27 protein-coding genes are annotated in these 24,627 nt (G+C 73.5%); 6 read left to right on the forward strand and 21 right to left on the reverse strand.

The genetic code is table 11. The features are described 5' to 3' along the window. Positions 1-257: 257 nt before the first annotated feature. Positions 258-1,247: a 2-hydroxyacid dehydrogenase gene (locus JNW98_RS15580; protein WP_223768815.1), complete on the reverse strand. Its 990-nt coding sequence runs from the start codon at positions 1,245-1,247 to the stop codon at positions 258-260. 107 nt (positions 1,248-1,354) lie between these two features. Between JNW98_RS15580 and JNW98_RS15585 the strand changes: the two genes are divergently transcribed. Further along, positions 1,355-2,347, forward strand: coding sequence for an aldo/keto reductase (locus JNW98_RS15585; protein WP_223768816.1), 993 nt, complete (start codon positions 1,355-1,357; stop codon positions 2,345-2,347). Between the two features lie 93 nt (positions 2,348-2,440). Here JNW98_RS15585 and JNW98_RS15590 read toward each other — a convergent pair whose 3' ends face one another. The 4 genes from JNW98_RS15590 to JNW98_RS15605 form a co-directional block, all read right to left on the reverse strand. Further along, complete coding sequence (locus tag JNW98_RS15590; protein ID WP_223768817.1) at positions 2,441-2,797, reverse strand: MerR family transcriptional regulator; 357 nt, start codon at positions 2,795-2,797, stop codon at positions 2,441-2,443. Positions 2,798-2,882: 85 nt separating this feature from the next. Continuing rightward, positions 2,883-3,485, reverse strand: coding sequence for a DUF4865 family protein (locus JNW98_RS15595; RefSeq protein ID WP_223768818.1), 603 nt, complete (start codon positions 3,483-3,485; stop codon positions 2,883-2,885). 28 nt (positions 3,486-3,513) lie between these two features. Then, positions 3,514-3,951, reverse strand: a complete 438-nt coding sequence (locus tag JNW98_RS15600; protein ID WP_223768863.1) for a (R)-mandelonitrile lyase — start codon at positions 3,949-3,951, stop codon at positions 3,514-3,516. 17 nt (positions 3,952-3,968) lie between these two features. After that, a complete protein-coding gene (locus JNW98_RS15605; protein WP_223768819.1) occupies positions 3,969-4,532 on the reverse strand; it encodes a TetR/AcrR family transcriptional regulator in 564 nt (187 codons plus the stop codon). 111 nt (positions 4,533-4,643) lie between these two features. Between JNW98_RS15605 and JNW98_RS15610 the strand changes: the two genes are divergently transcribed. Then, complete coding sequence (locus JNW98_RS15610) at positions 4,644-4,808, forward strand: DUF6191 domain-containing protein (RefSeq protein WP_223768820.1); 165 nt, start codon at positions 4,644-4,646, stop codon at positions 4,806-4,808. Here JNW98_RS15610 and JNW98_RS15615 read toward each other — a convergent pair. The 3 genes from JNW98_RS15615 to JNW98_RS15625 all read right to left on the reverse strand — a co-directional run bounded on the left by JNW98_RS15615 (position 4,786) and on the right by JNW98_RS15625 (position 9,139). Next, positions 4,786-7,809, reverse strand: coding sequence for a helix-turn-helix transcriptional regulator (locus tag JNW98_RS15615; protein ID WP_223768864.1), 3,024 nt, complete (start codon positions 7,807-7,809; stop codon positions 4,786-4,788). The genes JNW98_RS15610 and JNW98_RS15615 overlap by 23 nt on opposite strands. Before the next feature lie 107 nt (positions 7,810-7,916). Further along, a complete protein-coding gene (locus tag JNW98_RS15620) occupies positions 7,917-8,135 on the reverse strand; it encodes a hypothetical protein (protein WP_223768821.1) in 219 nt (72 codons plus the stop codon). Positions 8,136-8,248: 113 nt separating this feature from the next. After that, entirely contained in the window at positions 8,249-9,139 is an 891-nt protein-coding gene (locus JNW98_RS15625; protein ID WP_223768822.1) for an MBL fold metallo-hydrolase, read from the reverse strand. A 56-nt stretch (positions 9,140-9,195) separates the two neighbouring features. Between JNW98_RS15625 and JNW98_RS15630 the strand changes: the two genes are divergently transcribed. Further along, positions 9,196-9,612: a winged helix-turn-helix transcriptional regulator gene (locus tag JNW98_RS15630; RefSeq protein WP_223768823.1), complete on the forward strand. Its 417-nt coding sequence runs from the start codon at positions 9,196-9,198 to the stop codon at positions 9,610-9,612. A 19-nt stretch (positions 9,613-9,631) separates the two neighbouring features. Here the strand turns inward: JNW98_RS15630 and JNW98_RS15635 are convergent, their stop codons facing one another. The 3 genes from JNW98_RS15635 to JNW98_RS15645 form a co-directional block, all read right to left on the reverse strand. Continuing rightward, positions 9,632-10,543: a PIG-L deacetylase family protein gene (locus tag JNW98_RS15635; RefSeq protein WP_223768824.1), complete on the reverse strand. Its 912-nt coding sequence runs from the start codon at positions 10,541-10,543 to the stop codon at positions 9,632-9,634. Positions 10,544-10,740: 197 nt separating this feature from the next. After that, positions 10,741-11,034 (reverse strand): hypothetical protein, encoded by a 294-nt coding sequence (locus JNW98_RS15640; RefSeq protein WP_223768825.1) that lies wholly within the window; start codon positions 11,032-11,034, stop codon positions 10,741-10,743. After that, on the reverse strand, positions 11,031-12,005 hold the full coding sequence (locus JNW98_RS15645) for a helix-turn-helix domain-containing protein (RefSeq protein ID WP_223768826.1): 975 nt from the start codon (positions 12,003-12,005) through the stop codon (positions 11,031-11,033). The genes JNW98_RS15640 and JNW98_RS15645 overlap by 4 nt, the downstream gene beginning before the upstream one ends. A 92-nt stretch (positions 12,006-12,097) precedes the next feature. Between JNW98_RS15645 and JNW98_RS15650 the strand changes: the two genes are divergently transcribed. Further along, positions 12,098-12,367 carry a hypothetical protein gene (locus JNW98_RS15650; RefSeq protein WP_223768827.1) on the forward strand — a complete coding sequence of 90 codons (270 nt, stop codon included), beginning with the start codon at positions 12,098-12,100 and terminating at the stop codon, positions 12,365-12,367. Positions 12,368-12,383: 16 nt separating this feature from the next. Here the strand turns inward: JNW98_RS15650 and JNW98_RS15655 are convergent, their stop codons facing one another. Then, a complete protein-coding gene (locus JNW98_RS15655; protein WP_223768828.1) occupies positions 12,384-12,557 on the reverse strand; it encodes a hypothetical protein in 174 nt (57 codons plus the stop codon). Between the two features lie 156 nt (positions 12,558-12,713). After that, positions 12,714-13,067 (reverse strand): MazG-like family protein, encoded by a 354-nt coding sequence (locus JNW98_RS15660; RefSeq protein ID WP_223768829.1) that lies wholly within the window; start codon positions 13,065-13,067, stop codon positions 12,714-12,716. 157 nt (positions 13,068-13,224) lie between these two features. Here JNW98_RS15660 and JNW98_RS15665 point away from each other — a divergent pair, with 157 nt between their 5' ends. Then, a complete protein-coding gene (locus JNW98_RS15665; RefSeq protein WP_223768830.1) occupies positions 13,225-13,608 on the forward strand; it encodes a hypothetical protein in 384 nt (127 codons plus the stop codon). A 1-nt stretch (position 13,609) separates the two neighbouring features. On the opposite strand, the gene JNW98_RS15670 is transcribed toward JNW98_RS15665, so the two are convergent. Further along, positions 13,610-14,503, reverse strand: a complete 894-nt coding sequence (locus JNW98_RS15670; protein ID WP_223768831.1) for a LysR family transcriptional regulator — start codon at positions 14,501-14,503, stop codon at positions 13,610-13,612. A 76-nt stretch (positions 14,504-14,579) separates the two neighbouring features. On the opposite strand from JNW98_RS15670, the gene JNW98_RS15675 reads away from it, so the two are divergent. Continuing rightward, positions 14,580-15,329, forward strand: a complete 750-nt coding sequence (locus JNW98_RS15675) for a CTP synthase C-terminal region-related (seleno)protein (RefSeq protein ID WP_223768832.1) — start codon at positions 14,580-14,582, stop codon at positions 15,327-15,329. Between the two features lie 14 nt (positions 15,330-15,343). On the opposite strand, the gene JNW98_RS15680 is transcribed toward JNW98_RS15675, so the two are convergent. The 7 genes from JNW98_RS15680 to JNW98_RS15710 all read right to left on the reverse strand — a co-directional run bounded on the left by JNW98_RS15680 (position 15,344) and on the right by JNW98_RS15710 (position 24,503). Beyond that, positions 15,344-17,551: an MMPL family transporter gene (locus JNW98_RS15680; RefSeq protein WP_223768833.1), complete on the reverse strand. Its 2,208-nt coding sequence runs from the start codon at positions 17,549-17,551 to the stop codon at positions 15,344-15,346. A gap of 196 nt (positions 17,552-17,747) precedes the next feature. Continuing rightward, the gene (locus JNW98_RS15685; RefSeq protein WP_223768834.1) at positions 17,748-18,344 is read right to left on the reverse strand and encodes an AMIN-like domain-containing (lipo)protein; all 597 of its coding nucleotides are present in this window, start codon (positions 18,342-18,344) and stop codon (positions 17,748-17,750) included. A 191-nt stretch (positions 18,345-18,535) separates the two neighbouring features. Then, positions 18,536-20,044, reverse strand: coding sequence for an Asp-tRNA(Asn)/Glu-tRNA(Gln) amidotransferase subunit GatB (gatB, locus tag JNW98_RS15690; protein WP_223768835.1), 1,509 nt, complete (start codon positions 20,042-20,044; stop codon positions 18,536-18,538). 25 nt (positions 20,045-20,069) lie between these two features. After that, positions 20,070-20,339, reverse strand: coding sequence for a hypothetical protein (locus JNW98_RS15695; protein ID WP_223768836.1), 270 nt, complete (start codon positions 20,337-20,339; stop codon positions 20,070-20,072). Further along, complete coding sequence (gene gatA / locus JNW98_RS15700; RefSeq protein WP_223768837.1) at positions 20,336-21,832, reverse strand: Asp-tRNA(Asn)/Glu-tRNA(Gln) amidotransferase subunit GatA; 1,497 nt, start codon at positions 21,830-21,832, stop codon at positions 20,336-20,338. Before gatA ends, JNW98_RS15695 begins: the two co-directional genes overlap by 4 nt. Positions 21,833-21,837: 5 nt before the next feature. After that, positions 21,838-22,134, reverse strand: a complete 297-nt coding sequence (gene gatC, locus JNW98_RS15705; protein WP_223768838.1) for an Asp-tRNA(Asn)/Glu-tRNA(Gln) amidotransferase subunit GatC — start codon at positions 22,132-22,134, stop codon at positions 21,838-21,840. Between the two features lie 233 nt (positions 22,135-22,367). Beyond that, positions 22,368-24,503: a putative bifunctional diguanylate cyclase/phosphodiesterase gene (locus JNW98_RS15710; protein WP_223768839.1), complete on the reverse strand. Its 2,136-nt coding sequence runs from the start codon at positions 24,501-24,503 to the stop codon at positions 22,368-22,370. Between the last annotated feature and the right edge of the window lie 124 nt (positions 24,504-24,627).

Below are 24,627 nucleotides of genomic sequence, written 5' to 3' on the forward strand. Positions count from 1 at the left end.
GGTGTGCGGACCGCGGCCGTGCCGACGGCCTGGTCCGCTGGTGCGTGAGCCGCGTCGGGTAGATCGTCCATTGGCCGTGCATCGCCCGTCGCCCCCCTTGAGTGCGGTACTTCGCTGCGCCCGTACGGTGCCCGGCGCAGCCCCCGGTCCGGACGATACACCAGACTGGTCACTCACGGACATAGCTCATATACATAGCGTAACTAGCTACGGGATTATGGATACGCAGTGCAGCCAGACGGTGTCTGTACGTGGCGTCAGATGGCAGTGGCTACGACGTTTCGCAGAGGCTCGTCCAGGACGAATCCGGCCAGTTGGCCGCGGAGCAGCGCCTCGGCGCGGGGCCGGAAGGCCGACGAGGGGCCGCCCACGTGCGGGGTGATCAGCGTGTTGGGGGCGCTCCAGAGCGGGTGCCCCGGGGGCAGCGGCTCGGGGTCGGTGACGTCCAGCGCGGCGCGCAGCCGCCCGCTCGTCAGCTCGGCGACCAGCGCCTCCGTGTCCACGACGGCCCCCCGCGCCACGTTGACGAGCAGCGCCCCGTCCTTCATCCGGGCCAGCCGGCCGGCGTCGAAGAGGCCCCGGGTCTCGTCGGTGAGCGGGGTCGCCACGATCACCACGTCGGCGTCCGGGAGGAGCTCGGGCAGGGCGGTGACCGGGTGCACGGGACCGCGCTCCGCGTGCCGCGGCGAGCGCGCGACGCGTGCGACCCAGGCACACTCGAACGGGGCAAGCCGGTCCTCGATGGCACGTCCGATCGAGCCGTAACCCACAATGAGGACGGACTTGTCGGCGAGCGCCGGGCGGAAGCCCTGCCGCCACTCCCCCGCGTCCTGCGCCCGGACGAAACCGGGGACGTCCCTGAGCGCGGCCAGCGTCAGGGTGAGGGCCAGTTCGGCGGTGCTGGCGTCGTGCAGCCCGCGCGCGTTGCACAGCACCGCGCCGGCGGGCAGCAGCGGCAGCGCGGACTTGAGGTGGTCGACACCGGCCGTGAGGGCCTGGACGACCCGGACGCCGCGCATCAGGGGCAGCGGCCGGAGGCACACCTCGGCGGGCGCCAGCGCGCCGCCGATCTCGTAGGGGACACCGTAGAAGGCGACCCGGGCCGGATCGGTCGGGTAGTCGCCGGCGCCGTCCCAGTAGGCGTACTCCAGCCCGTCGGGCAGCCCCTCGACCTCCTCGGGCCGGAACGGCAGCCAGGCCAGAGGCCGGGCGTCGGGCACCTGCTCACCGCTGTGATCTGCGCTCATGCCCGGAGGTTATGTGATGACGCCCGGCGGCCCGCTGACGGCCGGACGGGCGCCAAAGGTTAAGTTGGACGCGCGCCGATCAGGAGGGAACGGGAGGGATACGGCCGGTGGAGCGCAGGACAATCGGTGCGACGGCGCTCGAAGTGGGGGCGATCGGCCTCGGCTGCATGCCCATGCACTGGGCCTACACCGCCTCCCAGCAGAGCGGCGAGACCGCCCTCCGCACCGTCCACGCCGCCCTGGACGCCGGTGCCAGCCTGCTCGACACGGCCGACATGTACGGCCCGTTCACCAACGAGCTACTCGTGGGACGGGTGTTGCGCGAGCGACGCTCCGAGGCGTTTGTCTCGACCAAGTGCGGACTCCTCGTCGGCGAACAGCACATCGTCGCCAACGGCCGCCCCGGCTACGTGAAACGCGCCTGCGACGCCTCGCTGCGCCGGCTCCAGACCGACGTCATAGACCTCTACCAGCTGCACCGCCCCGACCCCGAGGTACCCGTCGAGGAGACCTGGGGCGCGATGGCGGACCTCGTAGCCGCCGGCAAGGTACGCGCCCTGGGGTGGTGCGCCATCGGCGCGCGCACCCGCCGGCGTTTCACCGGCGGCCTCTACGACGGAACGATCCGGCAGTTGGAGCGCGTCCAGCAGGTCTTCCCCGTCAGCGTCGTCCAGGCCGAACTCTCCGTCTGGTCCCGCGAGGCCCTCGACGCCCTCGCCCCGTGGTGCGCCTCGCGCGGCGTGGGCCTCCTCGCCGCCATGCCCCTGGGCAACGGCTTCCTCAGCGGCACCCTCACCCCCGGCCAGGGCTTCGAACCGGAGGACCTCCGGGCCCGCCACCCCCGCTTCACCGCCGAGATGATGGCCGCCAACCAGCCCATAGTCGCCGGCCTCCGCCGCGTCGCCGACCGCCACGGCGCGACGACGGCACAGGTGGCCCTGGCGTGGGTGCTGGCGCAGGGGCGGCACGTGATACCGGTGCCGGGGACGAAGAAGGCGCGGTGGGCGGTGGAGAACGCGGGGGCGGCGGAACTGCGGTTGACGGAGGAGGATTTGCAGGAGATAGGGGAGCTGCCGAGGGCGCTGGGGTCGTGGTATTAGCCCGTCCGGCGTTTGAGGACAAGCGGCGAAGCCGCTTTCGGGGGTCTGGGGGCCGTGCCCCCAGGAAACGGCGAAGGGGCGGGGCTGGGGCACCTACCCCCGCGGCCCAGCCGCGATCACCGCGTCCAGCACCCCCCGAGCGGCCTCCAGCTCCTCGATGGCGGACGTGATCCGCGACCGCTCCCCCCGCAACTCGGCGACGAGATCCGGGCAGACGGGCACCAGCCGAGACCCGTCACCCTCCAGGCAAGGCAGCACCCGAGCGATCACGGCGGTGGAAAGCCCGGCCGCGAGCAACCCGCGAATCCGCCGCACGACGACGACATCGTCCTCGCCGTACACGCGGTACCCACTCGGCAGCCGCGCGGGCGTCAGCAGTCCCTGGTCCTCGTAGTACCGCAGCAGGCGTTCGCTGACGCCGGTGCGGCGCACCATGTCTCCCATGCGCATGACCGGTGCAGCGCCGGGCCCCGGCGCCCGCATTCCCGCCGGAACGCCGGAGCGCCGGAACGCCGGAGCGTCGGAGCGCCGCACGTCACCAGTGCCGGCCGACGGACACGTCGTCCAGATGGGGCGCGGACAGGTGCCCCACCTCGTACCGCTCCGTCGCGTCGTCTCCCTCCGGCACCTCGTGCTCCCAGAGCACGAACCGCATCAGCGCCCAGTGCCGCGGGTCGACGGCCAGCGCCGCCGTGTGGACGCCGTCGCGCCCGGCGGTCTCGGCGAGCCGGTCGGCCTCCTCGGCCACGACCGAGGCCAGGGCGCCCGGATCCTCGGCGACGGGCAGCGGCGTGACGCGACGGGACGCGGCGCGGGGCGTGGCGCCGCGCGCGGGACCGGCGTGGCAGGCGACGCCCGTCCAGTGGTGGACGGCGGGCCGGCCGAAGTCGGCGATGATGCCCTGGAAGCCGCCGCCTCCGACGAGGAACTGCGCCATCGCGCCGTTGTCCCGCCAGAGGTAGAAGGGCGCGTACTGGTTGACGGGCGAGCCGGCACGGCCGCGTTCGCGGATCAGGTACGCCTTGAGGCCGAGGCCCGCGCGGTCGTCGAGGGCGTGGCCGCGGGTGGCCACACGGTCCCGGATGATCCCCATGTCGTAGTCGGCGGGGAGGGTGATCTCGTACTGCATCGCGTACACGGGTTCGTTCTTTCTGCTCGAAGGAGGTTCAGGGGCAGGACGGTTCCGCCGCGAACGCCGCATGCATGGCGTACGTTGCATACGTCGCATACGTCGCATCGTCCACGGGCTCGCCCAACTCGGCGGCCGTCCCGTCCTCGGCCACTTCCTGGACGGCGAGGTGGGTCATGGCGGTGTCGGGTCCCGCGCCGTGCCAGTGCCATTCGCCGGCGCCGATGCGGACGGTGTCGCCGGCGCGGATCGTCCGCACCGGGCCCCCGGCGCACTGCACCCGGCCGGTGCCGGCGGTGACGTGGAGGAGCTGGCCCAGCGGGTGGCGGTGCCAGGCGGTGCGGGCGCCGGGGGCGAAGTGGACGCTGTCCACGCGGAGGCGGGAGGGCGCGGCGGGGGACGCGAGTTCGTCCACCCACACGTCCCCGGTGACCCAGGGCGCGGCGGCTCGGGCGCTCGCGGCGGGCGGGGGCAGGACCGGTTCCTCCGCGCTCACCGGGCGTACCCCCGGAGCAGCCCGAGCACGCCCAGGACCGCCTGGCGGAACGGTTCGTCGGAGTCGGCGGCGCGGGCCAGGACGTAGCCGCCCTGGAGCACGGCGACGACCGTGGACGCCGTCGCGGCGGGGTCGAGGGCCGCGTCCAGCTCGCCGCTGTCGCGTCCCTCCGCGAGGAGTCCGGCGAGCCGGTCGCGGAGCCAGGCGAGGGTCTCGTCCACCGGCCGCCGGAGCTCCGGGTCGGCGACGACGTCCGGGTCCTGGGTGAGCCGGCCGACCGGGCAGCCCTTGAGCACCTCGCGCTCGCGCAGCAGGTACGCGGAGATCCGCTCCAGGACCGTTCCGGGGCCGGAGAACTGCGCCTCGGCCTTGGCGCGCATCTCCTCGGCCGTCCTGCGGATGGCGGTGAGGGCGAGGTCGGGCTTGCCCGAGAAATGGTGGTACATGCTGCCCTGCCCGGCCCCGGCCCGCTGCTGGATGGCCTTGGGGCTGGTGCCCACGTAGCCGCGCTCCCAGAGCAGGGCGCGGGTGCTCTCGATAAGGCGTTCCGAGGTGTCCATGATCAGGACTGTACATACCAGTAGGTACAGAGGCAAGGCACGAAGGCGCGGCCCGGGATCGCACAACCGTGTGCTTAAACTGGAAAATCCGCCAGGACGACGGGAGTTGTCATGTTCGACGCACTCAGTGAACTGTTCGCCCCGGGCCGCCGGCACACCGAGGAGGAGCGGAACCGGCACGAGCTGTGCCTGGACGACGTCGGGGACGCCGACCCCGGGCGGGGGCCGGTCGACCTCGACTCCGGGCTCGTCGTCATCCGGCCGCGGCGGCGCTGAACAGCCCCAGCCGGTGCGCCGTCGCCGCCGCCTCGCCGCGCCCCGCGGCACCCAGCTTCGCCAGGATGTTGGAGACGTGCACGCTGGCCGTCTTCGGCGAGATGAACAGCTCCTCGGCTATCTGGCGGTTGCTGCGCCCCAGCGTGACCAGGCGGAGCACGTCGCGTTCGCGTGGCGTGAGCCGGGGCGCCGCGTCGGGGCCGGAGGCCGTCTCCGGCACACCGCCGTCCGCCGTGGACTCCCCGTCGAGGGAGAGCCGGGCGCGCCGGGCGAGCGACGCCGTCGCCTCGCGCAGTGGCCGAGCGCCCAGCCGCACGGCCTCCGCGTGCGCCCGCGCCAGCAGCCCGGCGGCGCGTCCGGCGTCCGGGCCGCCCTCCGTGAGCAGCGCCTCCGCCCAGCGGTGGCGGGCGCGGGCGAGCTCCAGGGGCCGGTCCAGCGGCTCGAAGGCGCGGGCCGCCGCCTCCCACCGGCCGGCGTCGGAACGCCCTTCCGCGCGGGTGAGTTCGGCGTCGAACAGCAGGCCGAAGGCCTGGCGGAGGGGTATGGACCGGGACCGTCCTTCGGCCGCCGCCCGGAGCCCGTCCAGGACCGCGGCCCGGCCGGCGGCCGTCTCCGGCAGCTCCCGGGCGTCGGCCTCGGCCGCGGCGGCCGTGGCGAGGAACGGCCAGACGTAGCGGTGCGCGCCCCGCGGCAGCCCGGCCCCGAGCATCCGCTCCAGCTCGGCCCGCGCCTCGGCGTACCGGCCGCGGGCCGCGGCCAGCTCGATGGCGTACCGCGCGAGGACCAGGGTGCTCTGCGGCTGCGGGTCGTGGGTGCCGAACCGCTCGCGCCCCGTGGTGAGCAGGTGCTCCGCACGCTCCAGGTCGCCCCGGCAGAGGGCGATGGCGGCGAGCCGGACGTCGGCGAAGCCGGTCGGCTTGACGCCCCGGGCCTCGCGCCGGGCCTCCAGGGCCGCCTTCTCCGCCTCGTCCCAGTGGCCGAGGACGAACAGGGCGGACGCCAGGTTGTTGCGCGCCCAGGACCGGGCGTCGTCGAGGCAGTAGCGGTCCGCGAGGGCGATGCCCTCCCGGGCCACCTCGGCCGCGCGCGCGGAACGGCCCACGCCCTGCAGCGCGGACGCCAGGTTGATGTGGCTGCGCCCGACGACACCGACGACGCCCCCGGCGACGACGCGCGCGCAGACCTCGGCCATCTCCGCGAGGCCGCCCTCGACGTCGGCGCCGGTGTCCACCTGGTGGCCCGCGAGCGTGAGGCGGGCGCTGAGCTCGGTGCTCTCCGCCCCGACGGCCCGGGCCATGGCGACCGCCCGTTCCGCCGTGTCGCGCATCTCCGGCCCGGGGTCGTGCAGCGCACCCCAGCCCGCGAGCTGGGCCAGCACCTCGGCGTGCACGGCGGACGGCGGGAGGTCCGCGACGAGCTCGAGCGCGGTGTCGAGCTCGCACCGGCCGTCGCCCCGCCCGAGCCCGGTCATCAGCTTCGAGCGCTGCAACCAGAACCAGGCGCCGCGCAGCGGGTCCATCTCCAGCTTGCGCAGCGCCTTCTTGGCGATGGCCAGCGCCCGTTCCTGGTCACCGGAGAGGTTGGCGGCGACGACGATCTCGGCCAGCAGGTCGATGTAGTGCAGCGCGTCGTCGTCGCAACCGCACGCGGGGTAGACGTCCGCGAAGTCGAGCGGGCGCTGCACCGCGCGCACCTCCTGGGGGACGTCCTCCCACAGCTCCAGCGCGCGCTCCAGCAGCCGCAGCTTCTCGGCGTACGCGTAGCGCCGACGGGCGTGCACGGACGCCTCCAGGACGGCGGGCAGCGCCTTGGCCGGCTCGTGCGCGTGGTACCAGTGGGCGGCCAGCCGGGCTGGGCGCTCGTCCGCCCTGACCAGGCCGGGATGCGCCTCCAGCGCCTCGGCGTACCGCCGGTGGAGCCGGGCCCGTTCGCCGGGGAGCAGGTCGTCGGCGACGGCCTCGCGCGCCAGGGAGTGCCGGAAGCGGTAGCCGTCACCGTCGGACGTGGGGACGAGGACGCTGGCGCCGACGGCCTGCCGCAGCGCCTCGATGAGCGCGTCCTCATCGAGCCCGGCGACCGCGCGCAGCAGCGCGTACTCCACCGTCGAGCCGCCCTCGGCCGCGACGCGGACCACCCGCTGGGCGTCCTCGCCGAGCGCCTCGATGCGGACGAGAAGCAGCTCGCGCAGCGAGTCGCTGAGGCCGGAGCGGCAGCCGCCGGCGATGGACGCGGCCAGCTCCTCGACGAAGAAGGCGTTGCCGTCGGAGCGTTCGAAGACCCGGTCGAGGAGGGTGTGGTCGGGCGCGCTGCCGCTGATGCCGGTGAGCTGGGCGTGCACCTCGTCCCGGGTGAAGCGGGACAGCTCGACGCGGCCGAGCGTGCGCATCCGGTCCGCCTCGGCGAGGAAGGGGCGCAGGGGGTGGCGGCGGTGGATGTCGTCGGAGCGGTAGGTGGCGACGATGACGAGCCGCGCGGTGTGCAGCGAGCGGAAGAGGTAGGAGAGGAGTTCGCGGGTGGAGCGGTCGGCCCAGTGGAGGTCCTCGATGGCGAGGACGATGGTGCGGTCGGTGGTGAGGCGCTCCAGGAGGCGGGCGGTGAGCTCGAAGAGGCGGGCGCGGCCGTCCTCCGACTCCCGCGCGGTCTCGCCGAGTTCGGGCAGCAGCCGGGCCAGCTCGCCCTCCTGCCCGGCTGCGGCCTGGGCCAGCTCGTCACCGAGCTGCCGGTGCAGGCCGCGCAGGGCGGTGGAGACGGGCGCGAACGGCAGCCCGTCGCTGCCGATCTCCACACAGCCGCCCAGCGCGGTGACGGCGCCCGCGGCTCCGGCCGCGGCCAGGAACTCGTCGATCAGCCGGGTCTTGCCGACCCCCGCCTCGCCGCCCACGAGCACGGACTGCGGCTCGCCCGTGGCGGCGCGGGCGAGCGCGTCGGCGAGTACGCCCAGCTCATCGGTCCGGCCGACGAACACGGGGCTGACGGAGGTCTTCTGCACATCGCCGAGGATCGCACAGCCCACTGACAACGGTCCTGACGGAGTGACCGACGAATTGATCACAGTCCGGTCGGTCGTGGTCCGGTCGGTCGTGGTCCGGTCGGTCACGGTCCGGTCGGTCACAGCCCGGCCCGCCCGGCCGCGTCGCGCTGCCGCGGGATCAGCGGCAGGAGCGGCTGCGTCCTCACCCGCCTCTCGGCTTCCAGGCGGGCTTCCAGGCGGGCTTCCCGGCCGGCGTTCGCCCGCCCGGCGATCCGGGCCTCGGTCAGCAGCCGCTGGTCGGCGGCGTCGCGGGCGAACTCGACGAGGCGGTAGTGGTGGAGCAGGACGTCGATCACGGTGACTCCTCAGATGATTCCGGCTGCCGGTCTGCCGGCCTGAGGAAAGCTTCGTCTCTGTGGTGGGGGCGGGACATCGGGCGAGTGCCTCATATCGGGGGCACGCGGGCGCCTTAGATTCCTGGGCGCCGAATGCCGGGGGCCTTAGACACACCGAGGTCCGGGGAGAAACGGGCGAGTTCCCACGGGTCGTGCGCGCTGAAGACGGTCACCTGGTCCCCGTGGTCGCGACGGAGGGCGTGCAGGCGGTCGCGGGTGGCGGCGCGGGCGTCGGCGTCGGTCTGCGCTCCGTGCTGGATCGGGGTGAAGGCGGGGTGAGACAGCGGCGGGGTGTGCTCGATCTCGCCGTGGTACATGTAGGCGTCGCCCGCGTGCAGGAGCCACCTTCCGGCGTCGTCGCGCACGGCGACGCCCGAGTGGCCCGCCGAGTGACCCGGCAGCGGCACCAGCAGCAGTTCGCGGTTCAGCCCCCGCGGGCGCGCCACCCCCGGGAAGCCGAACCACCGCGCGCCCTCGTCCGTGACGGCGGGCGTCAGCAGCGGACCGTGCGCCCGGTGCGCCGACACGAAGCGGTCGAGGCTGTGCCGGTGGTGCGGGTGCGAGGGGTCGGTGACGGCCCGGTACTCGGCGGGGTGGATGTGCACCCGTGCGTGCGGGAAGTCCGGCAGCCCTCCGGTGTGATCGCGGTGGAGGTGGGTGAGCACGATGTGCCGGACGTCCTCCGGCTCGTACCCGAGGCGGACGACCTGCCGCAGCGCGCTCTCCTCGGGGTCCCGCGCGGGCTGGGCGTAGGCCACCCAGTCCGCGCCCAGCGCCTTGTCGGGGTCGCGCCGGTCGGCGGTACCGAGGCCGGTGTCGACCAGGACGAGCCCGTCCGACTCGGTCTCGATGAGCAGGCAGTGGCACACGGTGGCCAGGGGGCCGGCCGTGACGCCCGTGTCGTGTGCCCCGCCGAGCGGGGGTATCTTCCGAAGCGAACCGCAGTTCAGGTGATGAATACGCATGAGGACCCTCGAGGGAAGCGGACGGGCTGTTCCCCGGGACGTTAGGAAGGGCTGTCGTGACTCACCAAACGGTTGGCCACGTACGGCCGGACGCCGGCGGCCCGCTGGCGGACTGCCCCGACGACGACCTCGTTCCCCCGTCGGGCGACCGGCCGCCGCACTGCCCCGTGGACGTCACCCTCGCCACGCTGGCCGGCCGGTGGACGCCCCTGGTGCTCCGCGAGTTCCTCCGCCGGGGCCAGGCCACGTACTCGGAGCTGTCCGCCGCCCTGCCGGCCCTCTCGGACAAGGTCCTCTCCGACCGGCTGGCCCAGTTGACCGACGCGGGCGTGCTCGAACGCCACCGCACCGCCGGCTGGCCCCCGCGCGTCCGCTACGCCCTCACGGCGCGGGGCCGGGCACTGGAGCCGGTGGTGCGCAGCATGTGGGAGTGGGGCACCGCGGGGCGGGAGTCCTCTGGCAATCCGGGGTGAGGCCGCCGCACACGCGCCGTCAGTGGCCGGGGATCCGCCCGAACACGTAGTCGTCCGGCAGGGTGTAGACGAACTCCCGGGGATCGGCGTACGCGTTCTCCAGCCATTCCGAGACGCTGTGGTAGCCGAGGCTGTACAGATTGCGGCTGGGATCCCAGGTGTTGTACGCCAGAATGGCCTTGCGCTTGATTTCCATGTGCTTCGGCGGAATGTTCAGGACGTAGGAAGCGCCCTTCGCCCGGTCCGCCTCCGCGCGCTGCTGGTACGCGTAGATGTGGTGGAAGCGTACGTCCGTGATTTCGCGGTCGTTGAACAGCTGGGCCGCGGCGTCGCTGCACGCCTTGTGGGTGGCGGTCAGGTCGAGCCATCCCGCGGAGAACTTGTGTGAGGCGCCGGGGTATTTCTTGTCGAGCTCCCGGACCTTCTTCACGATCTTCTTGACGAAACCGTCGTAGTCGCCGAACGCGTCGTCGGGGAGGTCGAAGTCGATGACCTTGTCGACGCCCAGGGCCTTGGCGGAGGCACGGAACTCGGCCTTGCGCGCGGCCACCACCTCCTGGCTCTTCTTCTCCGCCCAGCCGAGCTTGTGATAGTGCTTCGGCGCCGAGCACTTCTCGCCCAGCCACTTGCAGTCGCCCATGTTCATGATCTCGGCGAGCTTGTCGTTCTCGCCCCGGCTCACCAGGACCAGGTAGACCGGCCGGCCCGCGGCCTTGTGCTCCAGGATCGACCCGGCGAGACCGATCGCCTCGTCGTCCTGGTGCGGCGAGTAGAAGATGGCGGGCGCCTTGGAGGCGGCCCGGGCCTGCCGCCCGCCACCCTCCAGAGCGAGGGCCATACCGGTGGCGGCCACCGCTCCGGCGGTCAGGATCCGCCGTCTGCTGAGACCCGGCCCTGCTGCCACTTCGAAGCCCATGCGTGTGCCTTTCATGACGATACGTCAGCTTTCGATTCAGGCAAAGATTCTCACAATCCACCCGACTGTGGGTCATAACTATCGGCCAATGCGTGCAATCGCCGAACGACCGCGGGATGAGGTGAACTGGCCTTCCCGTGAGCCCAATTCGACTTTCCTGCATTCCCGGCGATTTTCAGCCACTCACCATCGGCGACCTCAGGAAGGTGCGGCTACCGCCTGAGCGCGCGCCGCATCACCTCCACGCGCCGGGTGACGCGTTCACTGGCCGATGCCCGGGAGAGCTCGATGACACGGTCGGCGGTCGCGGCGGCTTCTTCCGGTTCACCGGCGTCGGCCAGCGCGACGACCAGCCGACACATCCGCACCGCGGCCCGCAGCTCACGTACCGCCGGCCGCATGAGATCGCCCCCGGCGACGACGTCGTCCGCCAGCCGCAGCGCGTGCACCCGCCGCCGGAGGTCGGCGACGGTCTCCTTGCCGATGCGGCGGCCGGTACGGGTCACCGTGCCGCGAGCGCCGTCTTGAGGGCGTCGCGGTGCTCCCACGTCCACGGCGCGTCCCGCAGTTCGGCGGGGAGAGCCGCGAGGCCGGCCGTCAGGTGGTCGGCGGCGTCGGAGTACCGGGCGAGCCCCAGGCTCGCCAGGCCCATGTTCAGCCGGTTGAACTCGGGCGTCAGCCAGTACGCCGTCTCGGGGGGCGGCAGCGCGGCGGCGGTGTCCAGGAGACCTTCCGCTTCGTCGACCAGGCGGAGGGCCTCGGCGTCGGCGCCCAGTTCGGCCAGGCCGGCGGCGGCCTGGAGCAGGTCGCCGAGCCGCTGGGCGGGGTGGGCGCCGGGGGTGCGGGCGGCGGCGGAGAACCAGCGCGCGACACCCTGCGGCCGACCTTGCCGGCGCGCCAGGTACCCCCGGAAATTGAGCGCCTGGGCGGCCAGCATGCCGTTCCCCGCCTCGTCCGCCAGTTCGACGGCCTCGTCGAGCAGCCGCACCGCCCGGGCGTCCTGCCGCTCCTGGGCGAGCAGCCAGCCGCCGAACTGCGCGTACTCGGAGGCGACTTCCGTCAGCCGGTGCCGGTAGGGCCCTCGGGCGGCCTTGAGCAGCCGGAGCACTTCGTCCGTCTGCGCCAGGGCGGCCGGAGCCACCGACCCGGGCCTGACGGTGTCGTCCAGTCGACGGTACGCAGCGAGCACGCCCGCCAGCGCGTCCACGGTGCCGCCGTCCAGCCGGGAAGGGTCGGCGGTGCTGCGGGCGACCCGGGAGCGTTCGTCGGCGTCCAGGACGATCCGGGTCAGGGCACCGCCCGTGCCCAGCAGGCCGTCGAGGCACCGCGCCAACTTCAACGACGGCCGCTGTTTGCCGTTGAGGACGCGGGAGAGGTACGCGAGGTCGTAGTTCATCGCGAGCGCGGCGGCCCGCATCGAGTAGCCGGCGTCCCGGAGCGCGCGCCGGGCGAGGTCGGCGAAGGTGTCGTCACGCATGGTGAACCTCGGTGGATTGACCGGCGGGTCCTCCACTGTAGTCAAGTGCGGTCAACTCCGGTGTGGCGTCCGGGCGGACGAGCATGGCCGTCATGACCGAGACGCACGGCACCGGCCGCTTCCCTCCGCCCAGGTGGGATCTCCCCGCACTGCCCCCATCACCGCCGGAGATCGTCCCTTTGCAGCACACGGGCGGCCCGCCGCTCTACCCGACCGTCGCCGAATGCCCCACCTGCCGCGGTTTCGCGAGGCGGATCGGGGCCGCCGAGGAGCGGGGGGAGATGTCGCGCGCCGCGTTCACCCGCACGGAGTGGGTGGCCCATCGGGCCGCCTTTCCGCACAAGCCGGCCGAGGCGCGCTGATCCACGCCACCCGCGCTCACAGCCCGGTCCGCCGGCCCGCGCGCCGCTGCCGGCCCGTCCCCACCTGCCTTCCGGCTTCCCGGTCGCCCTCCGAGCGGCCGGCGGTCCGGGCCTCGGCCAGCAGGCGCTGGTCGGCGGCGTCGCGGGCGAACTCGACGAGGTGGAAGCGGTGGAGCAGGACGTCGATCATGGTGACTCCTCAGGTCGTTCCGGTCCTTGTGGCCGGTGCCGTTCTCCCGGCCTGAGGAAAGCTTCGTCTCTGAGGTGGGGGCGGGGCATCGGGCGAGTGCCTCATATCGGGGGCGCGTAGATGCCTTAGATTCCCGGACGTCGGACGTCCGCCGCCTTAGGCGCTCCCCGCCTCCTTACCGCCGCGTCCGGGCGGCCGGTGGCCGAGTGACCGTTCGGCGACGTGGGCGAGTCGCCGCTCGAACGCCTCCGCCGCGTTCGGTGTGATCGTCTTGAGGGCGACCATGCCCGTGAGGATCACGTCGCAGAGCTCCGCCTCCACGTCCTCCCACGTGTGGCTGTCACCCTTGCGCGGGTTGGAGCCCGTGACGCCGTGGATCGCCTCGGCGACTTCCCCGGCCTCCTCGCTGATCTTGAGTACGCGCAGCAGCCGCGCCATCTCCGGTGAGACGGTGCTCTCCGCGTCGAGCCATTCGACGAGCCGCTCGACGGTGTTCCAGGTCTCTCGCACGTCGCGCTCCCGACTTCCGCGTTACGGAGTGTGTGGCGGCGACGCTACCCGGATCGCCGCTTCCGGCGACATATCACCTGAAAGGTGTATTCCGCATCGAGCGAGGGCAAGGTGCCGTCGGGAGCCACGGCAACTGCCGCACACGGGAGGGGATTTCATGGGGGATGAGCAGGCGGGGAGCGCGGTCCGGAGCGGAAGCCCGGACTCCGCCGTCGACCGGGTGGCCGACTTCTACGGCGCCTACATCGACGCCGTCGACGACGGGACGGACGACCTCGGCTCCGAACTCCGCGCCCACTACCTCACCGAGGACCTGCGCCAACGCCTGGCCGCCTGGGAGGAGGCCAACCACGCGGACGGCGTGCTGCGCGCGCAGGACGTGCCCACGCGCTGGGAGGTGCGCTACCACGACTCCGGCGCGGGCCACTTGTTCACCACGGTCACCCTCACCTGGGGCACCGGCCCGGACGCGGGCCACACCCGGCTGGCCGTGCAGAGCGACCTGAGCACCAAGCTCATCTCGGACATCGAGGACGGCTGATTCAGCCTCCGCCGACGGCCGGGGACGCCAGCGCCTCCCGTAGCGCTGCGGCCGGGCCGTGGGTGGCGCCGCCGGTCAGGAGTTCCACGCGGTGGGTCGATCGGGGGGCCCGCAAGGGGACTTGGGTCACTCCGGGCAGGCCGCCCAGTGCCGGCAGCAGGGCCAGGCCCTCGCCCGCGGCGATCAGGAGGGCGAGGCCGTGGAGGTCGGTGGCCTCGTAGCGGAGGCGGGCGCGGAAGGGGCCCGGGGGGCAGGCTGTGCGGAGGTGGGTGAGGGGGATGGCCGTGGCGGGGGCGTCGAGCCAGTAGGCGTCGGCGAGGTCGGGGAGGCGGAGGCCGGCGCGGGTGGCGAGGGGGTGGGTGGTGGGGAGGGTGACGTGGAGGGGGCGTTCGGAGACCGCGGTGACGGCCAGGGGGCCGGTCTCGGGGAGGCTCAGCGGGTCGTTGGGGGCCGTCATGCCGTCCGTCAGGCCCGCGTCGAGGGCGCCGGAGGAGACCGCCGCCGGGACGGCGTCCCGGTCCAGGACCCGGATCGTCACCTCCCAGCGCGGGTGCGCGGCGCGCAGCCCGGCGAGGCGGTGGGCCACCTCGGGCGTCAGGGCGAGCGGGGTGGCCCCCACCGTCAGCCGGCCCGTGGGTTCCGCGACGAGCCGGGCGACGTCCGCCCGGGCCGCGTCCAGGCGCAGCAGGAGCGGGCCCGCGTGCTCGAGGAGCAGCCGGCCCGCCTCCGTGGGGAGTACCGGGCGGCGCCGCAGCAGGACCGCGGAGAGGTCGGCCTCCAGTGCGGCGATGTGCTGCGAGACCGCGGACTGCGTGTAGCCGAGTTCGGCGGCCGCCGCCGAGAAGGAACCGCGGCGGGCGACGGTCACGAAGGTGCGGAGCAGGTGCGGGTCCATGCGCATCAGTATTTCTGATGGGGAGTGCACGGATCATCGTTGGTGCTGAAGTGCGGACGCGGGTCAGGATGCCCGTATGGCTCTCTCCGCGCACGCTCCCACCGCCCGCCTCGCCCTCGTCGGCGACCGTTCGTCCGCCGTCCGCGCCCACGTCCGCGTCCCCGGGCTCCTCGACTCCCTCGCCCGGCACGACGGTCTGCCCGTGGACCCCTACTGGATCCCCACCGAGGATGCCGAACTCCCGGGCGCGCTCGACGGGTTCGACGCCGTCTGGCTGGTGCCCGGCAGTCCGTACCGCAGCGAGACGGGCGCCGTCGCCGCCGTGCGGGCCGCGCGGGAGGGCGGAGTGCCGTTCCTCGGGACGTGCGCCGGTTTCCAGCACGCGCTGCTGGAATACGCGCGGACGGTGTGCGGGCTGCGCGACGCCGTACACGCGGAGAACGCGCCGGACGCCGCCGCTCCGGTGATCGCCCCGCTGGCCTGTTCCCTCGTCGGCCACGAAGGTCCCGTCACCGTCGCGCCCGGCACGCTCGCCGCGCGGCTGCTCGGCACGGACCGCACGGTCGAGCGCTACCACTGCTCGTACTCCGTCGACCCGGCGTACGAGGACCTGTTGCGGGCGCACGGGCTGCGCTTCGGCGGCACCGACGAGGAGGGCCGGCCGCGGATCGTGGAGCTGCCGGAGCACCCGTTCTTCCTCTGCACCCTGTTCCAGCCGGAGTTGGCCGGGGACGGGACCCGGGCGCATCCGGTGATCCGCGGCCTGGCGGCGGCGGCCGTCCGGCACGCGGCGGAACGGTCGGCGGAGCGCCGGGTTCCGGCGTAAGGCCGACGCACGCCTCACGCCACCGGCCGTACGTCCTCCAGCTCCGGCCGCGCCACCGGCAGCACGCACGTCGGCAGCGGCTCCGGCGGTTCGATGCTGATGCGCGGCAGCCGCCGCTCCAGCCAGCGCGGCAGCCACCAGTTGGCGCCGCCGAGCAGGTGCATCAGCGCCGGGACGAGCAGCGTGCGGAGCACGAACGCGTCCAGGGCGACGGCCGCCGCCAGCCCGATGCCGAACATCGCGATCACCCGGTCGCCGCTCAGCACGAAGGCCAGGAACACCGAGATCATGATGATCGCGGCCGAGTTGATGACGCGGCTGGTCTCGGCCAGCCCGACCCGGACCGCCCGGCGGTTGTCGCGGGTGGCCAGCCACTCCTCGTACATCCGGCTCACCAGGAACACCTGGTAGTCCATGGAGAGGCCGAAGAGGACCGCGATCATCACCACGGGCAGGAACGGTTCGATGGGCCCGGCCCGGCCGAGGCCGAGGGACTCGCTGCCCCAGCCCCACTGGAAGACCGCGACGATCAGGCCGAACGACGACGCGACGGCGGCGATGTTCATCGCGGCGGCCTTCAGCGGTATGCCGACGCTGCGGAAGGCGAGGAGCAGCAGGACGCAGCCCAGGCCGATCACCGTGCCGACGAACAGCGGCAGTTTGCCGCGGATGACGGCGGCGAAGTCGTCGTAGGAGGCGGTCGGCCCGCCGACCCGCACCTCCAGGCCGGTCCCGGCGGTGGCGCGGGGCAGCGTCTCGGCGCGCAGCCGCCGGACGAGGTCGCTGGTGGCGCGGGACTGCGGCGAGCCGTCGGGGACGACGGCGATGACGCCGGACGCGCCGCCGCGGCCGTGCTCGGCGGGGCCGACGGAGGCGATGCCGGGCGTGCCGCGCAACCGCGCGGGCAGCCGGTCGAAGGCGAGGCGCTCCCCCGCGCCGTCCAGCTCCGCGACGAGCGTCAGGGGCCCGTTGACGCCGGGGCCGAAGCCGTCGGCGAGCAGGTCGTACGCCTGCCGGGTGGTGGACGAGGCCGGGTTGTTGCCCTGGTCGGAGGTGCCCAGGTGGAGGGCGAACGCGGGCAGGGCGAGGACGAGCATCACGCCGGCGGCGACGGCGGCGAGCAGCTTCGGGCGCCGTTCGACCAGCGCCGACCAGCGGGCGGCCAGGCCGGTGGGCGCGTCGGGGCCGGGACCCGCGGGCACGGCCGACCGGCGCTCGCGGCGCCCCAGCACCCGCCGGCCCAGGAAGCTCAGGAGCGCCGGCAGCAGGGTGAGCGAGGCGGCCACGGTGAGGAGGACGGTGAGGGACGCGGCGAGGGCGACGCCGATCAGGAAGTCCAGCCGCAGGACGAGCATCCCGAGCAGCGCCGCGCAGACGGTGCCGCCGGCGAAGACGACGGCCCGCCCGGTGGTCGCCACCGCGCGTTCGGCCGCCTCCTGGACCGACAGGCCCTGGCGCAGGCCCTTGCGGTGGCGGGTGACGATGAACAGGGCGTAGTCGATGCCCACGCCGAGGCCGATGAGCGTGCCCAGCATGGGCGCGAAGCCGGCGACCGGCATCACGTGCCCGAGCAGGACGGTCCCCGCGGCGGCCGTGCCGACGCCGACGAGCGCCGTGGCGATGGGCAGCAGGCAGGCCGCGAGCGAGCCGAAGACGACGAAGAGGACGACGGCCGCGACGACGATGCCGACGAGCTCGCTGAGGTGGCTGTTCGCGCCCTCGGTGAGGCCGATGGAGCTGCCGCCGAGGGCCACCTCCAGATCGTCGCCGGCCGCGGCCCGCGCGGTGTCGACGACGGCCCGGACCTGCCCGGCGTCGGGGTCGCCGCCGCCGTGGGCGCCGCGGAAGGCGAGGTCGGCGTAGGCGGTCCGGCCGTCCGGGCTGATCCGGCCGCCGGAGCCGGTGTACGGGCCGTCGACCGAGGCGACGCCGGGCAGCTCCGCGATCTCGCGGAGGGTGTGGGACATCCGCTGCCGGACGTCCGCGGAGCGGACGGTGCCGGACGCGGTGTGCCAGACGATCGTGTCGTCGCCGCCGCTGCCCGGGAAGTCCCGCTCCAGCAGGGCGGTGGCGCGGCCGGACTCGGTGCCGGGCACCCGGTAGTCCTCGGAGTAGGACGAGCCGGCCAGCGCGGCCGCGGCGGCCGTGCCGGCGAGGGCGACGAGCCACAGGAGGACGACGGCGAGGCGGCGGCGCAGGCACCACCGGGCGAGTGCGGTCATTCCCTGCTTCCCGGGGGGTCGTGTCGCGTCGCGCACGCCGGGGGGGAACCCGCGGTTCCGAGCGCTTCGACGGAGAGGGGGACGGGCCGCATTATGCGGGCCTCCGGCCGACCACTCTGACACCTCGGGGAGATCGTTTGTCCCTTTTGTGGGTCACACCACAGGGCCCGGCCCCGCCCTCATAACGCGCCGGCCCCTACCGGAACGTGTGCCACGTATGAGCGACGTCCACGACCACGTGGTTGCCCGTCTGGAAGACCCGGAACGGCAGGCGCCCCCGCAGCCCCAGCCCCACCATCGTGTCCCCCTCGAAGCTGCCCACGAAGCGGGCCTCGCGGAACGTCCGGTAGCCGGTGAGGTCCACGCCGGGCAGCGGGTGACCGGCGCGCGCGGGGTAGCGCGGGCCGCCGGTCTCCGGGTCGTGGCTCGGCGCGGCCACCCGGATCTCCAGGAGGGCTCCCCCGCCGACGGTGACGACGTCCCCGGAACCGTCCTGATACAGCTTGTCGACGTACCCCACGTGGTACCCGATCGGGTGACCGTGCGAGGTGTGCACGTCGAAGACCATGCGGTCGAAACAGCGGTGACGGCCGGTCCTGATGTCGGTCAGCGGGTGGTACTCGGAGTCGGGATGGACCCTGGGCCGGCTCCCCCAGCCGATCCGGCAGTCCGCCGCGTCCGTGGTGCCGCCGGTGCCGCCGCCCGCGGGCTCGGACGCGATCGCCCCCGTGGCCGTCACCAGCCCGGCGCCCGCCAGCAGGAGCGCGGCCAGCGCAGTGCTCAACCGTCGCATTGCTACCCCCAGCCATGGAGTACGGGCACGCGGTCCGGCCCGTTCCACCGGATCATGCCGGACCGTTCCGGCGGGCGGGGAGGCGATCGAGCGAATCCGGCCAAATGCGACTTGTCAGCCAATAAGAGCCGAGAGACGCGAGGAGGGCCGCCCCCTTCCGGGGAGCGGCCCTCGACTTCAGGATCCGGACGTCAGCCCTCGACGCCCAGCTTCTGCAAGATCAGCTCACGCACCCGCGCCGCGTCCGCCTGGCCGCGCGTGGTCTTCATGACCGCGCCGACGAGCGCGCCCGCCGCCGCGACCTTGCCGCCGCGGATCTTGTCCGCGATGGCCGCGTTGGCCGCGATGGCCTCGTCCACGGCGGCGCCGAGCGCGCCCTCGTCGGAGACGACCTTCAGGCCGCGCTTCTCCACGACGGCGTCCGGGTCACCCTCGCCCGCGAGCACGCCCTCGATGACCTGGCGGGCCAGCTTGTCGTTGAGCGAGCCGTCCGCGACCAGCGCGGCCACCCGGGCCACCTGGGCCGGGGTGATCGGCATGGCGGCCAGCTCGGTGCCGCCCTCGTTGGCGCGGCGGGCCAGCTCGCCCATCCACCACTTGCGGGCGGCGGCCGAGTCGGCGCCGGCCTCGACGGTGGCGACGATCAGGTCGACCGCACCGGCGTTGAGGATCGACTGCATGTCGTGCTCGCTGATCCCCCACTCCTCGCGGAGGCGGTTGCGGCGCACGCGCGGCAGCTCGGGCAGGGTCCCCCGCAGCTCCTCGACCCACTCGCGGGAGGGGGCCACCGGCACCAGGTCCGGCTCGGGGAAGTAGCGGTAGTCCTCGGCCTCTTCCTTGATGCGGCCGGCCGTCGTGGAGCCGTCCTCCTCGTGGAAGTGGCGCGTCTCCTGAACGATCGTGCCGCCCGAGGACAGCACGGCGGCGTGCCGCATGACCTCGTACCGGACGGCCCGCTCGACGCTGCGGAGCGAGTTGACGTTCTTGGTCTCCGAGCGGGTGCCGAACTTCTCGGTGCCGTTCGGGCGCAGCGACAGGTTGACGTCGCAGCGCATCTGGCCCATCTCCATGCGGGCCTCGGAGACGCCGAGCGCCTTGATGAGCTCGCGCAGCTCGGCGACGTACGCCTTGGCGACCTCGGGGGCCCGCTCGCCCGCGCCCTCGATCGGCTTGGTGACGATCTCGATGAGCGGGATGCCGGCGCGGTTGTAGTCCAGCAGGGAGTGGGACGCGCCGTGGATACGGCCGGTGGCGCCGCCCACGTGCGTGGACTTGCCGGTGTCCTCCTCCATGTGGGCGCGCTCGATCTCCACGCGGAAGACCTCGCCGTCCTCCAGCTGGACGTCCAGGTAGCCGTTGAAGGCGATGGGCTCGTCGTACTGGGAGGTCTGGAAGTTCTTCGGCATGTCCGGATAGAAGTAGTTCTTCCGGGCGAAGCGGCACCACTCGGCGATCTCGCAGTTCAGCGCGAGACCGATCTTGATCGCGGACTCGACGCCGACGGCGTTGACGACCGGGAGCGCGCCGGGCATGCCGAGGCAGGTGGGGCAGGTCTGCGAGTTCGGGTCGGCGCCCAGCTCCGTGGAGCACCCGCAGAACATCTTGGTCTTGGTGCCGAGCTCGACATGGACCTCCAGGCCCATGACGGGGTCGTAGGACGCCAGCGCGTCCTCGTACGACACCAGTTCAGTGACGGTCACGGAAAACTTACCTCTCAGTCCCGGCTCAGCCCGCGAGGACGTCGTCGCTCTTCATTCGGCGCAGCTCGCGGACGAGCAGAGCGACGCCGGTGACGATGGCGGCGGCCGAGACGACCGCGTCGACCAGCTGGAGCGTGTCCTGCTCGCCGCGCGCCGTCTTCGCCTGCTTGACGACGCTGACCGCGCCGAACAGGGTCGTGCCGATGGACAGGTACGTGCCGGCCTTGGACTTCTTGAAGCCCTTGGCCTTCTTCAGCGCGCTGCCCTTGCTCTTGTTCTCGTTCGAGGTGCTCACAGTGCGGGTGCCTCCTCAAGCAGCGGGTGGCCCCAGCGGGCGGTGAACGCGGCCTCGACCGCGGCACCGACCTTGTAGAGCCGGTCGTCCTTCATGGCGGGAGCGATGATCTGGAGCCCCACCGGCAGCCCGTCCTCCGGGGCGAGGCCGCACGGCAGCGACATGGCCGCGTTGCCCGCCAGGTTGGTCGGGATGGTGCACAGGTCCGCCAGGTACATCGCCATCGGGTCGTCGGCGCGCTCGCCGATCGCGAAGGCGGTGGTCGGCGTGGTCGGCGAGACCATCACGTCCACCTGCTCGAACGCCTTCTCGAAGTCCCGCGTGATGAGGGTGCGGACCTTCTGCGCCGAGCCGTAGTACGCGTCGTAGTAGCCGGAGCTCAGCGCGTAGGTGCCGAGCATCACGCGGCGCTTCACCTCGGGGCCAAAGCCGGCCTCGCGGGTGAGGGCGGTGACGTCCTCGGCGGAGCGGGTGCCGTCGTCGCCGGCGCGCAGGCCGTAGCGGAGGCCGTCGAACCGGGCCAGGTTCGAGGAGCACTCGGACGGCGCGATCAGGTAGTACGCGGCCAGGGCGAGGTCGAACGAGGGGCAGTCCACCTCGACGATCTCGGCGCCGAGCTCGCGCAGCAGCTCGACGGACTCGTCGAACCGCTGGAGGACGCCGGCCTGGTAGCCCTCGCCGCGGAACTGCTTGACGACGCCGACGCGCATGCCCTCGACGCTGCCGTTGCGGGCGGCCTCGACGACCGGCGGGACCGGGGCGTCGATGGACGTGGAGTCCAGCGGGTCGTGGCCCGCGATGACCTCGTGCAGCAGCGCCGCGTCCAGGACCGTACGGGCGCAGGGGCCGCCCTGGTCGAGGGAGGACGAGAAGGCGACCATGCCGTAGCGGGAGACCGCGCCGTAGGTGGGCTTGACGCCGACCGTGCCGGTGACGGCGGCGGGCTGGCGGATCGAGCCGCCGGTGTCCGTGCCGATGGCGAGCGGGGCCTCGTACGAGGCGAGGGCCGCGCTGGAGCCGCCGCCGGAGCCGCCGGGGATCTTGGTGAGGTCCCAGGGGTTGCCGGTCGGGCCGTACGCGCTGTTCTCCGTGGAGGAGCCCATCGCGAACTCGTCCATGTTGGTCTTGCCGAGGATGACGACGTCGGCGTCCTTGAGGCGCTTGGTGAGCGTCGCGTCGTACGGCGGGATCCAGCCTTCGAGGATCTTGGAACCGACGGTGGTCGGGATGCCCTCGGTGGTGAAGATGTCCTTCAGCGCCAGCGGGACGCCGGCCAGTGGGCCGAGCTTCTCGCCGCGTGCGCGCTTCTCGTCGACGGCGCGGGCCTGCTTCAGGGCGCCCTCACGGTCGACGTGCAGGAAGGCGTGCACCTTCTCGTCGACGGCCTCGATGCGCGCCAGGTGGGCCTCGGTGACCTCGACGGCCGTGAGCTCACCGGCGGCGATCTTCTCGGCGATCTCCGCGGCGGTCAGCTTGATCAGTTCGGTGGTCATCGTGGTCACTCCTCACCCAGGATCTGCGGCACCTTGAAACGCTGCTGCTCCTGGGCGGGGGCGCCGGAGAGCGCCGCCTCGGGCGTCAGCGACGGACGCACCGTGTCCGGGCGCATGACGTTGGTCAGCGGCAGCGGGTGGGAGGTCGGCGGGACGTCCTGGTCGGCGACCTCGGAGACGCGGGCGACCGCGCCGATGATGTCGTCGAGCTGAGTGGCGAAGTGGTCGAGCTCTTCGCCCTTCAGCTCCAGGCGCGCCAGCCGGGCGAGGTGGGCGACCTCCTCGCGCGTGATGCCAGGCATGCAGCGATCCTCAGGGTGGAGTGTGTAGGTTTCGCGGCCAATCCTATGGCGCGGGCCGCGTCCACCGCGAAACGGATTCTCCGCTGGCGCGGTGGGGGTGCCCCGGACCCGCCCTTTCACCGTTTCCTGGGGCTGCGCCCCAGACCCCCTTGTCCTCAAACGCCGGACGGGCTGAAGTCAGCCCGTCCGGCGTTTGAGGACAGCGCCCGCAGGGCGCTTCGGGGGCGCAGCCCCTACGTCACCGGCTGGTCCGCCTCCTTCTCCGCGACAGCGGGAGCGGGCGCCGCCGGCGCGGGCGTCACCGCGGGCGCCGGAGCCGGCGGGCCCTCCCGCCGCCAGCCGGCCTCGCGCAGGCGGAGCCAAGCCGTCGTCTCCTCAGGAGGCATGGCGGCGGCGACCAGCCACCCCTGCACCGCGTCGCACCCCAGATCCCGCAACCGCTCCCACGTCTCATCGTCCTCAACGCCCTCGGCGACCACGAGCAGCCCAAGCGAGTGCGCGAGATCAAGCGTGCAGCGCACGATCTCCGCGTCCTCGTTGTCGATGGCGAGCCTGGCCACGAAGGACCGGTCGATCTTCAGCTCGCTGACGGGGAGCCGGCGCAGATGGACCAGGGACGAGTACCCGGTGCCGAAGTCGTCGAGGGACATCTTGACGCCGTGCCCGGTGAGCCCGGCGAGCGCGTCGGCGGCCCGCTGCGGGTCCTCCAGGAGGACGTGCTCGGTGATCTCCAGCTGGAGGGCGCCGGGCGGGACGCCGTGCCGGGCGAGCCGGGCGGCGACGGAGCCGGCGAAGCCGGGGGTGTGGACGTCGCGGGGGGAGACGTTGACGGCGACGGGCACCTCCAGGCCCATGGCGCGCCAGCGGGCGACCTGGCCGAGGGCGGTCTCCAGCACGTACTCGGTGAGCCGCGGCATCAGCCCGGAGGACTCGGCGATGGCGATGAACTCGTCCGGGGAGACCCGGCCGCGCTCGGGATGCACCCAGCGGACCAGCGCCTCCAGGCCCTCGACGTGCCCGTCGAAGCCCACCTTGGGCTGGTAGTGCAGCTCGACCTCGCCCGCGTCGAGGGCGCGGCGCAGGTCGCCGAGGAGGCCGAGGCGGTCGGGGGTGTTGCCGTCCCGGCGGGCCTCGTAGACCTCGACGCCGCTGCGGTCCCGCTTGGCCTGGTACATCGCCACGTCGGCGCGGCGCAGCAGCCCTTCGGCGTCGAGGGCGTGGTCGGGGTGGACGGCGACGCCTGCGCTGGCCTCCAGGACGAGGGTGAGGCCGTCGAGGTCGAGGGGGGAGCCGAGGGCGGCGACGAGGCCGCGGGCCACGCGCTGGGCGCTGGTGAGGGAGTCCACGGCGGGGAGGAGGACGGCGAACTCGTCGCCGCCGAGGCGGGCGGCCTCCGCGTCGCGCGGGAGGGCGTCCCGGAGCCGGGCGGCGATCTGGAGCAGCAGCCGGTCCCCGGCCAGGTGGCCGAGCGTGTCGTTGACGGACCGGAAGCGGTCCAGGTCGATGAGGACGAGCGCGGTCCGCTCGCCGGCCTGTTCGGCCTCGTCGAGCGCGGCCCAGGTGCGTTCGAGGAGCCACTGCCGGTTGGGCAGCCCGGTGAGGGGGTCGCGGAGCTGCTCCTCGGCCCGGGCGTGGGCTATCCAGAGGGTGGAGTCCAGGGCTATGAGGGGGATCGCGAACAGCGGCAGCAGCAGCGGCGCGTGCTCGGCGACGACGGTGATCAGCGGGGCTATGCCGAGGAGCGCGCCGCCGACGAGCGCCTGCCGGAGCAGGGCCGCGCGGGCGGGGCCGCCGGCGAACCCGGAGTGCGGCGGGGCGAGGTGACGCCAGAGCAGGGCCCGGGTGACGGTGAGGTAGACGAAGGCGGCCAGGGCGATCCGGGGGACGTCGGCCAGCTGCCAGCCGCTGGGCAGCCAGGGGTGCTCGACGGAGGCGTGCACCCCGAGCAGCCCGAGGGCCGAGCCGCCCGCCGCCACGCCGAGGACGTCGACGGCGCAGTGGAGTAACGCCTGCCGCCAGCGGTGCCGCCGGGCCGTGGTGACGAAGGTGACGACGGCGATGCCGATGACGGCGGCCGGGAGCCAGCCGTGGAGCAGCAGGACGGCGAGGGTCAGGGCGGCGCCGGAGCCGGAGCCCCCCCACCACCGGTCCCGGCCCAGCGCGACCAGATGGGCGACGATCAGGGCCGTGAGGGTGGCCAGGGACCAGCCGACCGTCCCCCCGGGGAACACCGCGTGCCCCGCGGCCGCCGCGCGCTCGATCCCCAGGGCGAGGACGAGCAGCGCGAGCGGGACGCAGACGACCGGCAGCGCCGGTGGTGGATCCCTGCGCAGCCGCGATGCCGGTTCGGCGCTGTCGGTGGGTTTCATGCCCGTCCCTCTCACAGCCGGCGGTGCCCGCGCCACGGCAGGCGCACATCTCAACAGTAGGCCGCAGAAGGCTACGACGGGCAGCGATCGGCGGCGGTTGCCCGAACAGGATCCGGCCTGGCGT

Source organism: Streptomyces huiliensis, from assembly GCF_020037025.1.
In the GTDB taxonomy this organism is placed as follows: Bacteria; Actinomycetota; Actinomycetes; order Streptomycetales; family Streptomycetaceae; genus Streptomyces; species Streptomyces huiliensis.